Origin of the sequence: Acinetobacter sp. 1130196 (assembly GCF_000588095.1) — a bacterium.
Classification (GTDB): Bacteria; Pseudomonadota; Gammaproteobacteria; order Pseudomonadales; family Moraxellaceae; genus Acinetobacter; species Acinetobacter nosocomialis.
Map to the genome: position 1 here is coordinate 1 of NZ_JFWX01000070.1, position 11,880 is coordinate 11,880.

Sequence of the window (11,880 nt, forward strand, 5' to 3'; positions counted from 1 at the left end):
AGAAAGAATGCCAAGCCCTGGAAAGATTCTAAAATAAGTTCAATAGAACGAAATGAGTTACTTCAAACGGTTAAACATTTAGGCAGAACCCTATGGAAAAAATGGTCGGGTTATCACCGTCGTAGTTTGGTGGAAACCAAGATGCATTGCATCAAATTATTAGGTGATAGGCTGACGGCAAGACATTTTCAAAGTCAGGTCAATGAAATTCATGCGCGTGTGGCAGTTCTGAATAGATTTACGGAATTAGGTAGACCTCGCACCCAAGTTGTGTCTTAAATTTGAATGGATTGGGGAGAACTCAGCTTTTGAATGTTTATGCAACAAAGCCCTTTAAATGGTAAAGTGCTCGATTTAGCTGTTCGTGAAGCAGTAAATAATCTTGTAACAGATATTCAAAATAACCGTTGGTCAATTCAATAATTTTGGATATGTGTTAGATGAAAAAAATTGTTTTAAGTAGTGTTCTTGCTTTGGGATTGGTGGGCTGTGCCACTGGTCCTCAATCTTTATATAATTGGGGAAGTTATCCGCATCAAACTTATTTGATGTATACCGCACCTGAAAAAGCGACACCAAGTGCACAAATCACGACATTAGAAGCTGAGATTCAAAAAACTAAAGGTAAGGGCCTAGCTGTTCCGCCGGGGTTATATGCGCATTTAGGGTTATTGTATTTACAAGAAAATAATTCTCAAAAAGCAATCGAGTATTTCCAGCTTGAACGTCAAGTCTATCCAGAGTCTACAGTTTTAATGGATCGCTTATTGCAAAAAATGAATGCGAATGGTGGGAATACAAAATCATGATTAAGAAGTTTCTAATTGCTGGTTTGGTTATTTCTAGCATTACATTTACTGGTTGTGCAGTTACTCCGGCACCGAATAAAGACATAACCGCTTATAAAGCTCACATGCCAAAGTCAATTTTGGTATTGCAACCAGTCAATGATTCACCGGATGTAAAAGCGACTTACAGTTATTGGCCAACCGTAATAGCGCCTGTAGCAGAAGCTGGCTATTATGTTTTTCCCATCTCTGTTGTAGACAACATGTTTAAAGAGAATGGTGTCACCAATGGCAGTGATGCGCAGTCTATTGCTCCTCAAAAATTACAAGAGATTTTTGGTGCAGATGCCGCTTTATACATTCGAATTAAAGAATATGGCTCTAAATATCAAGTGATCCAAAGTGTTGCTACAGTAAGTGCAGATGCAAAACTTGTGGATTTAAAAACAGGCGATGTGATTTGGACTGGTGAGAAAAAGTTATCCCAATCAAGTAGTGATAATAACTCTGGTTTACTTGGTGCTGTAGTCGGTGCTTTGGTTGAACAGATTTCTAGCAACTTTAATGATCGTGCTTATCCAATAGCAAGTATGGTAAATGCTCAACTGTTTACTCCGACTCCTTATAGTCCGGGTACAGGCTTATTATATGGCCCACGCTCACCTCAGTACCAACAAGATGGAATTGCGAAGTAAATTAAAATCTAAATTTGGGTTTTAATTTATTAGACAAGTTGCTTCATATCTTTATGATTTGGAGCGCTTTATAAAAGTTGAGTTTAAGCAGGAGAGTCAGTTGAAAATTGATTTTACCTGCTTAATTCAATTGAAATTAGTTTATTTCTTTACTTTAAAACGGTATTTGCATTTTAGGCAGCGGTAGTCCTGAAATATATTTTTATCGATCATTACACCTGCTTTTTTACCAAAAATATTACCCACTACACCGCCAGTAATACCTGCACTGATTGCACCGACAAATGTGCCTACAGTACCGCCAACAATTACACCTAATGGTCCAGCTACAGTACCAATCGCTGCTCCTATAGAAGCACCTGTTGCAGCACCACCTACGGTACCCGCTGTAGTCCCTGCAGCTGTTAATAAAACACCGCCAGTGGTTTTAAGTAGTTTGTCATGGTCACGTGTTTCAATTTCTGTAGAACCACACTTTGGGCATTGCAGCGTTTTTTCCATAAAATTTTTCCTGTCTTTCATCATTAAGCGACGCAGTGAATGGAGCAAAATCAGTAAAGTGGATAAAAGAGCTATTTATGAAGCGTCTTTTTCTGATTGATGATCGCGATATATCTGGTCAGCCACGATTTTAGCTGAACATTGACACAAATATTTATAGATCATGTAAACACTTGTACCTTAATAATCATCTCTTAAAATGTCTTAAGCACCATTTTTAAAGGGATAGCATATAACTAAAAACTACTAAGTGATGGAGAATTGATCAGACGAGATGCAGATATTTGGTCTGTTGAAATTTGCAAAGAGGTGAGACTTGTTTACAGCCGCTTAAAACAATAAAGGCTTATTCTGTTTGAATAAGCCTTTTAGGACGTTCAGAGTGATTTATCTAACCTTAACACTTTATATAAACCAAGCATTAAAGTAATCCAGATCGGAATTAAAATTACTGATTCTTTAAAGCCTTGAGTCCACATAATGTATAAAATCATGCCGATAAAAGCGAGCACGACATAGTTACTCAAAGGCGAAAATAGAGCAGGAAATTTGGCAACTTTTCCATCTAGTTTCATAGCTTGCTTAAACTTTAAATGGGTAAAGCTAATAATCGCCCAGTTCAAAACTAAAGCTGCAACAGCCATATACATAAGATGGCTTAAAGCTTCTTCTGGTACAAAGTAGTTGAGTAAAACACACCCAAAAATCAGGATAGAAGAGAAGACCACAGCAGCTGTGGGTACACCTTGTTTGCTTACTTTTGCAAAGACTTTAGGGGCATTGCCCTGTACTGCCAGCCCATACAACATTCGGCTGTTGGCATACATGCCGCTGTTATAAACTGAAAGTGCAGCAGTCAAAATAATAAAGTTAAGTAAATGTGCCGCCCAACCAATGCCAAGCTGACTAAAAATCATGACAAAAGGGCTTTTATCTAAACCACCAAGGTCCAGTTGGTTCCATGGAATAAGCGACATAATAATTGCGAGCGAGGCCACGTAAAAAACCAAAATTCGAAAAATAACTTGGTTGATCGCTTGTGGAATACTTTTTTCAGGATTTTCTGCTTCAGCAGCGGTCATTCCAATCAGTTCAATACCGCCAAATGCAAACATTAAAAAGGCGAGCATATAGAACAAACCCGAAAAGCCATGCGGGAAAAATCCGCCATGTTGCCATAGGTTTGAAAAGCTCGCTATAGAATCATTGCCGGCTGTAAGTAATAAATATAAGCCAAACACAATCATTGAAATGACTGCGGTAACTTTAATAATGGCTAACCAAAATTCAGATTCGCCATAAAATTTAACATTGCCTAAGTTCAAGCACGTGACCAGCACAAAGAAAAATAAAACCGAAACCCATGCTGGAATATGAGGCCACCAATAATGTACATATTTAGCCACGGCGGTAAGCTCAGTCATCGCAACTAAAATGTACACAACCCAATAGTTCCAGCCCGATAAAAAACCGGGAAATCTTCCCCAATACTTTTGTGCAAAATAGCTAAAAGAGCCAACTACAGGTTCTTCGACAATCATTTCACCCATTTGGCGCATAATTAAAAATGCAACCAAACCAACAATGGCATAACCCAAAATGATTGAAGGACCAGCAGACTGAATGACTTGTGCAGAGCCTAAAAAAAGTCCTGTGCCCACAGCACCACCCATAGCGATTAACTGGATGTGACGATTTTTAAGTCCACGTTTTAATTGGGAAGATGAGTTACTCAAAATACTATGCGCTGTCTAAAAAAGCTGGCGCTATTGTAATGGATTGAATAGGGATAACCTAGTTTGAAAAGCAATATTGCCTTTATATAAAAAGATTCGCACAAAACTGTACGAATCCTTTTTAGAAAATGATGTTTTTCTAAATTAGAAAGATACCATTTTGCCTGGGTTAATCATTGCACCGATGCCATACATACTTTTTGCGAGTGGAATAACGACAGGGGCAAGCGTACGGCCAAAAATAATATTTTGATGGTCAATGTTAGATAACATTTCAAAGTCATTAGATTGCCCAACAAAGTCATTTGCAATGGCTTTACCAATGCGTACCGTCTGTGCAACACCATGTCCACTCCAGCCGTGAACTGCATAAATCGGGAACTTGTTACCAAACTTACGGCTGTCGACTGCACCATTAACGGTTAAATCAGTAGTGCCACTCCAGACAAAATCCATTTCTAGATTTTTAATTTGAGGGAAAACTGTATGAATTCGATGCTCTAGGTAATTTAAAGTTTTCTCTGGCCCCCAGCATGTGCCAGTACCTTGCCCACCAAATAATAAGCGGTTGTTAAACACAGGACGGTAGTAATCAATCTGGAACTGAGTGTCATAAACCGGATGTCCAAATGGCAGAAGCTCTTTGGTATCAAACTCTAAAGGAGCGGTGGTCGCGACATAAGTGTAAAACGGAATAGTGGTATTGTTCTGCTCAGATAAAAGTTTAAACGAGGCATGGTGTACCGCTAAAACTACAGACTTTTTGGCTTTCACGACTGCATTTGCTGTGTGAACATAAATACCATCTGCCTTTTCTTCTATTGAAATAACTTCTGTTTGTTCATAAACACTACCGCCGTTTTTGCAAAAGCCATAAATTAAACCACGGTTTAGAGCCAACGGATGAATTTGTCCACCTAACTCATCAATTAAACCGCCTGTATAGTAGTCTGACTTAATAAAGTCCATGAGTTCATGTTTACCCACAATACGAGTATGGTCTTCACCTAAGTATTTTCGGGCATCGGCACCTTGGGTTAAGCCAACCAAATGTCCTTCATGAACGGCGGCAGTAATATGCCCGTATTTACGGTCAAAGTTGAGTTGGTATTTTTCAGAGATATCATCAATGAGTTGCATGGCTTCCGTAGAAGTAAAATGCCATAGCTTTTTGGCATCTTCATAACTTAATCGGTCAGCCATTTCTTGAGCTTCCCAGCGTGCTAAACCTGGGGTAAGTTGTCCGCCATTTCGCCCTGAAGCTGCACTACCAATACGGTTTTTTTCTAATAAAACGGTATCTACGCCTTGTTCAGCTAAGTGTAGGGCAGTCGATGAACCTAATAAACCACCACCAATAACCACCACATCACATTCAATATCAGCATTTAAACTGTCAAATGTATGCCAATCGGACAGGGAACTTTCATAGTAGTTTGCTGGGTTATTTACCGAAGTGCCATTAACCGTAGTTGAGTCAAATTTCGCGTGTTTTGGATTTAACCAGCTCCATTCTTTACCCACTTGTAAAGACTTACTTGGTTTATATTCCACATCTTTTAAAAGTTGAGGTTTAGAAATAATTTTCATGACGACGTTCCTTAAAAAATTAATAAGCATTACTAATTGCAATACTTTGTTTTTTAATCGTTTTATAAATGAATAAGAGAATGCCTAAAGTTAACCAGAAGCATCCAAAAATCAGTGAAGATGAGTCGAGATTGAGCCATAAACAAATAATGCTAATGACCGATAACAACGGTAAAAACAGGTTTAGAAATTTATTTTTAAAACCTGAACGTTGTTTATCTTTAATATAAAATTTCATAAAAACTGAGAAGTTTACGGCTGTAAAAGCAACGAGCGCACCAAAACTGATCAGACTAACAACTTGAGCTAAATCTAAGAAAATAGCTGACATTGAAATAAGCCCGACAAATAAAACCGAGAAAAATGGTGTCCCTAAAGAGCTATGGATGGTTCCAAAATACTTTTTAGGAAAAATATTGTCGGACCCCATTATATACAGTAAACGCGAAGCACTGGCATGTGAGGCAAGACCTGAGGCGACTGTGTTCATAATTTGGCCGCATAAGAATATGGACTGAAACAAAGCACCACCCACATAAAGCACAATTTCTGGTAATGCTTCTGAAGGATGATGAAAGCGAACATTGTTTGGAAAATAAAGTTGAATAAACCAAGCAGCTGTGAAGAAAATAAGCCCACCCGCAAGTGTGGTTAACATGACTGCTCGGGGAATATTCTTGGTGGGTTGTTTGGTTTCATTTGAAAGGGTAGTAACTGCATCAAAACCTAAAAATGAAAAACATAAAACCGAAGCACCAGCAACAAGCGGTAATAGCGATTGTTGACCATGCCATAGTGGAGCCAGAGTAAGCACATGCTCATAACCTTGGGTCGAACCAATACCTCGAACCACTAAATATACAAAAATGACCATGAGAATAATCGGAGCAAACACAAATACGAGACTTAAGTTGGCAAGTAACCGAATACGGAAACAGTTGACTAAAGTCACAAGGCCCGCCGATACCAGCACCCAAAACCAATAAGGCATACTCGGAATGAGTGCGGTGAGATAAATTGCAGCCAGCAACACATTAATAAGCGGTAATAACAGATAGTCGAGTAGAGAGCACCAGCCAACGAAAAATCCACTTCTAGGCCCTAAACTTTCTGCAGTATAACTATAGGCCGAACCTGATCTTTCTGAGTTTTTACTAAACCTCGCATAGCTCCAAGCAGTAAGCAGCATCGCGCCTAAAGCAAGTAAATATGCGAGGGGAACATGACCATTGGTAATTCCGGAAACAATACCGAAAGTATCAAAAACCGTCATGGGGGTCATATAGGCAATACCAATAATTGTGACTTGCCATAGTGATAGTTTTTTTAAGGAAGACGCTTTATTTTCCATGTCTTTTCAACCTCAAATTTCGTTGTTTTTGCTTTTCATCCAGAAAGGCGATGCTATTTTTAGGCCAAAACTTCCCCTAGACCTGAATAAACAAGTCTATTTGAAGAAAGTTTGAACAACAGCTAAGGGCTTAAAGTGCTATATCACCTTGATGGCACACTAAAGCGAGAATAAAAGGCCAATATTCTTTTTAGATGACAACCAGCTGGAAAGACTGACATGGTTGCGAGAAAAACTGTTGTTCAGTCTTTTCTTTAAATAATGTCCCGGTTCTGATGCTAATGTCATTTGAAGTAATGACCCGAGATGAATCATTCATAATGACAGTCTTTTGCTTAATATTTTTGAGTTTGGGCATAAGCAGTTTTTCGAGAGCCGAAACTAAAATATCGGTCGCAATGACGCCAATAAAGTGGTCATGAATCATGACAGGGTGGGCAATGGTAATGGTGTAGGCACCATTACAGATATAATCAACATAAGGTCCATGTATGCATGGACTTTTATTTTGTGCAGGTTTATGGAACCACTCAAATGAGCGGAAATCTAAAAAGCGCTGCGCATTTTGATAGTTTTCAAGTTTTGCTTGTTGTAATTGATCTTCTTTTTTATACCACCATTCGAGTGTCCAGTAGTCTTGTTCCTCTTGAGTTGCCGGACTATAACTCGCAAAACCAGTTCCTTGACTGTAATGGCTCTGATTCAGTGCTTTTTTAATTTCCTTTTGCAAAGCAGAGCGTTCTGAAGTTGAAAGTTTAATATCTGTATTTTTTTCAGATGCATGCTTTGACAAAATCTTGCTCGCCTTAGTTGCGAGTTTTTCTGTAATAGAGGTTGTTTCGTCAACCACCGTCTTTAACAAATTTTGTAGCTCTTCTATATCTAACTGTTGGGTCATTCCTATAACTCCTAAAATTCCATATTTCTAACTTGATTATTGATAAGCCATCATATTTATTATTTTTATTCACTCGATAACTTATACCGAAGCATTTGGTCAGTGAGCATTGAAACTATTTTTCGGGCTTGAATCACAGCTTCATTTTCATTGTTTTCCTTAAAAGACGACAAAAGATGGTGATATTGTTTTACAACCTCACGGTGAAAATCATCATCTTGATAAAGTACGGCGATAAGCGGAGCCCATTCAGCCTGAATCGTGAGTTCCTGATTTGCCAGCCTTGCAGATTGGGCAAATGAGGTAAGCGTTAGCAAACAACGTAAATCAAGCTGTGCACGTGTATCTGCTTCAACAGCTTGTTCAAATTGTTCAATTAACTCTTTTATTTTGTTAAGTTCATATTCAGTAGTTCTTTGAGCGGCCAGATAGGCACTATGACTTAAAATTGCACTGTGAAACTCGCCTAAATCGGCAAGATACTCATTTGAAGCTTGGCGCAAAGGATGTTGATTTAAAAGTAAATCAGAAGGTAGCTCACAAACAAAACTTCCACCATTTCTTCCACGACGTGTATCAATTAAACCCTTTACACGTAAAGTATTTAATGCTTCGCGAACAGTGATTGGCGAAACTCCCATTAAGCGTGCTAAGTCTGCTTCATTAGGAAGTTGTTCATTGCTTTTGAGCAAACCAGAGATAATTGCATTTTCCAAGCGTTCTACAACTTGTTCCGAACGAGTTGCTTGAGCAATAGGTGCAAAAATTATCGTATATGCTGACATGGCGAATTCTCTAAAAGCTAAGTCAAAAGACTTAGCTTAATGAAGCGGATAAATAGTTATTAAAACACGCCATAACCATGGACAGCCTGTTCATCTTCAGGCACAGCCGGTATTGCATCCCAAAGTTCAACAATTTTGCCATTATCTACACGCCATAATTCAAAATATGCATGTCGGTTACCAGCAATACTGCCTTCGGAATGTGTCAATACAAATTGACCATCAGCAATGGAGCGATGCGTTTTTGAGTATACCAAACCTTGTCCTTCATTACGGATATTGTTCAAAAAATCAATGACTGCTTTAACGCCATCACCAATATCTGGACTATGTTGAATGAACTGGTCGCCGTCGGTATATTCTTTAAAGGCATCATAATTGCCATCAATTAATGACTTCTTAAAGAAAGACGTCACAATCTCGCGGTTTTTCTCTGGGTCATGGTGAGTTACGATTTCAGTTGGACCATCTAGTTGAGTTCTACCGCTTACATTTGGCGCAGCTTCTGCCACAAGACCATCCCAATGCTCGACAATTTTGCCGTCTTTTACTCGGTAAATATCAAACCCAACCAATGGTTTTTCATCTAAGCCCTGAAAGCGGCCATGAATTGCAACCAAGTCACCATCTGCGAGTACACGTACAGCTTCGTGTTGCATATCTGGGCAGTCTTCTACCAGTTGACGTAAACCTGAAATACCATTTGCAACGAGTGGTGAGTGCTCTATAAAGTCTTCAGAAAAATAACGGTCTAGAGCAGTGGTGTCATGCAAATTAAATAACTCGTGGTGTGCTTTAGTCACCAAGTCTTTCATTTCTTGCTTATTCATTTTGATCTCCTTTCAAAACGCATTGTTATTATTCGTTTGAACTCATCACATGTTTAACACGGGTATATTCTTCAAAACCGTAGCCAGATAAATCTTTACCATATCCTGATTTTTTGAAGCCGCCGTGTGGCATTTCCGCGGTTAAAGGAATATGGGTATTAATCCAAACTGTACCGAAATCAAGTTCACGTGACAGACGTGTTGCGCGAGCATGATCTTTGGTCCAAACACTTGAAGCTAGGCCATATTCAACATCGTTGGCTTTTTCAATGGCATCATTTTCATCTGTAAATTTCTGAACGGTAATCACTGGTCCAAAAATTTCGTTCTGAATAGCATCGTCGTGTTGTTTTAAACCACTAATAACAGTCGGTTCAAAATAGAAGCCTGGGCGGTCTGCCTGTTTTCCGCCTGTTTCAACTTTGGCATGAGCAGGTAAGTTGTCGATAAACGCTTTAACATTCTTTAATTGATTGGCATTGTTAAGAGGACCATAAAGCGCGTCTTGATCATCTGGTTCGCCAAAACGTGTATTTTTTGCAGCTTCAATAAGTTTAGCTAAAAACTCGTCATGAACAGATTCAGCCACAATCACACGTGTTGCAGCAGTACAGTCTTGACCTGCGTTGAAATAGCCTGTTAAAGCAATCATTTCTACGGCTTTATCAAGATCAGCATCTTCAAAAACCAGTACAGGTGCTTTACCGCCAAGTTCAAGATGAGCTTTTGCTAAATTTGCCGCAGCAGAAGCAGCAACTTGTAATCCGGCACGAACTGAACCTGTAATAGAAACGAGAGCAGGGGTTTTGTGTGATACAACTTTTGAACCGACTTGTGCTTGGCCTAACACCACGTTAAATGCACCTTTCGGAAAAAATGGTGCAGCAATTTCTGCAAGTAAGAGGGTACTTTCAGGTGTTGTGTCACTTGGTTTTAATACGACAGTGTTACCCGCTGCCAAAGCAGGAGCAATTTTCCAAATTGCCATCATGAGTGGATAGTTCCAAGGTGTAACCTGACCAACCACACCGACTGGTTCGCGGCGAATAGAAGAAGTTAAACCTTCTAAATATTCGCCAGTTGCTGTGCCATCAAGTAAGCGGGCAGCACCTGCAAAGAAACGAACTTGATCTGCTGATGCACCCACTTCTTCAGATGCAATTAAATGTTTTAACTGACCTGTATTGCGGCTTTGCGCTTCAATCAAACGGTCAGCATTTGCTTCAATAGCATCTGCCAAATTCAGTAATGCTTTTTGACGAGTCGAAGGTGTACTACGTCCCCAAATTTTAAATGCTTCTTTTGCAGCAGCATAAGCTGCATCAACTTCTGCCTCGGTCGCATTCGGCGATTGTGCATAGACTTCACCAGTGACTGGGCTTACCAAATCGAAGAAATCATTTCCTTTGCTAGCAACATATTCGCCGTTAATGAAGTGTTGTAGTTGAGTTTTAGCCATTTTTTATACCTTGTCCTTAGGTTTTAACATATAACATATAATACTATATGTATTATGTTTTAAATTTTCTGTCAAATGCTTTGATGAGGGGATTAAGTAGAAAAAGGGTGAGTTCAACTGAGAAGGTGTTTTAAGTTTTTGATTTTGATTATTTAAAAAAATTAAAAATTTATTGAGGATTATTAGAATAGGTTCATCGTTGGAATGGTGTTTTTAGATTTAACGAGCGGCCATAGAGAATTTTTTGAATGAAAGGAAAATGGATGAGCTCAGTCGTATAGTCAGCTCATCCCATATTTAATTTGAGATTTAACGTAATGATTAGGTCTTATGACTCGCCAGCAAAATGCTAGTTTCACTATTGTAAATACCTGAAATATTTCTAATTCTTTCTAAAACTTTATCAAAGTTTTCTAAGGTGTCGGAGCGTAGCTCGACCAAAATATCCCATTTACCGTTAGTTTTATGCAGACATTCAACCGCGCTTTCCAGACGTAGTTCTTTAATCACAGACTGTGCTTTAGTACCCTCGACCATAATGCTCATCCATGCGCGGATGACATTGCGTTCAGCATTTGGTTTAAAACGAACCGTATATCCAGTAATGATGCCGGAAGACTCGAGATATTCCATTCTCTTTTTAACCGTTGCTCTTGAAACATGAACTTTTTCGGCTATCTCGGTTACAGACATCCGTGCGTTATCTTTAAGTAAACCTAAAATAATTTGATCAATATTGTCCATAATGTCATTGTCAATTATCAGATTGATAAAAAATAATTCATTTTTTACTAAATTACAAATTTTGTGAGTCATTTTGATTTTTAATAATAGACCCATCGATAATCCTAATAATCTTAATTTGATGGGAAAGCCACAATGAATAATTTTGCAGTTTCCAGAAATGACTTTAACGAATGGATGGTTCCAGTATTTGCACCGGCAAATTTTATTCCGGTACGTGGTGAAGGTTCACGTATCTGGGATCAAGAAAATAAAGAATATATCGATTTTGCAGGCGGGATTGCAGTAAATGCATTAGGTCATGCGCATCCAGTGGCAGTCAATGCGTTAACAGAACAAGCAAAAAAACTTTGGCATGTCGGCAATGGTTATACCAATGAACCAGTACTGCGTCTTGCTAAACAACTCACTGAAAATACATTTGCAGACAAAGTATTCTTCTGTAACTCAGGTGCAGAAGCAAATGAAGCAGCATTAAAGCTTGCTCGTAAAGTTGGACTCGA

Annotated in this window: 13 protein-coding genes; 4 read left to right on the top strand and 9 right to left on the bottom strand. The window is 38.8% G+C overall.

Annotation, left to right across the window (positions count from 1 at the left end):
• The 3 genes from J671_RS23565 to J671_RS23575 form a co-directional block, all read left to right on the top strand.
• On the top strand, positions 1 to 279 hold a 279-nt coding region (locus J671_RS23565), incomplete at its 5' end, for a transposase (RefSeq protein WP_031983380.1).
• Positions 280 to 440: 161 nt separating this feature from the next.
• On the top strand, positions 441 to 809 hold the full coding sequence (locus J671_RS23570) for a DUF4810 domain-containing protein (RefSeq protein ID WP_002047997.1): 369 nt from the start codon (positions 441 to 443) through the stop codon (positions 807 to 809).
• Positions 806 to 1,483, top strand: a complete 678-nt coding sequence (locus J671_RS23575; protein ID WP_004888114.1) for a DUF799 domain-containing protein — start codon at positions 806 to 808, stop codon at positions 1,481 to 1,483. Before J671_RS23570 ends, J671_RS23575 begins: the two co-directional genes overlap by 4 nt.
• Before the next feature lie 141 nt (positions 1,484 to 1,624).
• Here the strand turns inward: J671_RS23575 and J671_RS23580 are convergent, their stop codons facing one another.
• From J671_RS23580 to J671_RS23620, 9 genes are all read right to left on the bottom strand, one after another.
• Positions 1,625 to 1,984, bottom strand: coding sequence for a hypothetical protein (locus J671_RS23580; RefSeq protein WP_000416091.1), 360 nt, complete (start codon positions 1,982 to 1,984; stop codon positions 1,625 to 1,627).
• Between the two features lie 377 nt (positions 1,985 to 2,361).
• Complete coding sequence (locus J671_RS23585) at positions 2,362 to 3,720, bottom strand: amino acid permease (protein WP_079377170.1); 1,359 nt, start codon at positions 3,718 to 3,720, stop codon at positions 2,362 to 2,364.
• 144 nt (positions 3,721 to 3,864) lie between these two features.
• A complete protein-coding gene (locus J671_RS23590) occupies positions 3,865 to 5,310 on the bottom strand; it encodes an NAD(P)/FAD-dependent oxidoreductase (protein ID WP_006582057.1) in 1,446 nt (481 codons plus the stop codon).
• Positions 5,311 to 5,329: 19 nt separating this feature from the next.
• Positions 5,330 to 6,661 carry an APC family permease gene (locus J671_RS23595; RefSeq protein ID WP_000428065.1) on the bottom strand — a complete coding sequence of 444 codons (1,332 nt, stop codon included), beginning with the start codon at positions 6,659 to 6,661 and terminating at the stop codon, positions 5,330 to 5,332.
• A gap of 190 nt (positions 6,662 to 6,851) precedes the next feature.
• Positions 6,852 to 7,559 (bottom strand): cache domain-containing protein, encoded by a 708-nt coding sequence (locus tag J671_RS23600; RefSeq protein ID WP_004888105.1) that lies wholly within the window; start codon positions 7,557 to 7,559, stop codon positions 6,852 to 6,854.
• A gap of 65 nt (positions 7,560 to 7,624) precedes the next feature.
• Positions 7,625 to 8,344 (bottom strand): FadR/GntR family transcriptional regulator, encoded by a 720-nt coding sequence (locus J671_RS23605; protein ID WP_004888103.1) that lies wholly within the window; start codon positions 8,342 to 8,344, stop codon positions 7,625 to 7,627.
• A 59-nt stretch (positions 8,345 to 8,403) separates the two neighbouring features.
• Complete coding sequence (locus tag J671_RS23610) at positions 8,404 to 9,174, bottom strand: nuclear transport factor 2 family protein (protein ID WP_002053578.1); 771 nt, start codon at positions 9,172 to 9,174, stop codon at positions 8,404 to 8,406.
• Positions 9,175 to 9,202: 28 nt separating this feature from the next.
• On the bottom strand, positions 9,203 to 10,633 hold the full coding sequence (locus J671_RS23615; RefSeq protein ID WP_004888102.1) for a gamma-aminobutyraldehyde dehydrogenase: 1,431 nt from the start codon (positions 10,631 to 10,633) through the stop codon (positions 9,203 to 9,205).
• A gap of 321 nt (positions 10,634 to 10,954) precedes the next feature.
• Positions 10,955 to 11,377: an Lrp/AsnC family transcriptional regulator gene (locus tag J671_RS23620; RefSeq protein ID WP_009501788.1), complete on the bottom strand. Its 423-nt coding sequence runs from the start codon at positions 11,375 to 11,377 to the stop codon at positions 10,955 to 10,957.
• A gap of 135 nt (positions 11,378 to 11,512) precedes the next feature.
• Here J671_RS23620 and J671_RS23625 point away from each other — a divergent pair.
• Positions 11,513 to 11,880: aminotransferase class III-fold pyridoxal phosphate-dependent enzyme (locus J671_RS23625; RefSeq protein WP_031983684.1), on the top strand; the 368-nt coding region annotated here is incomplete at its 3' end.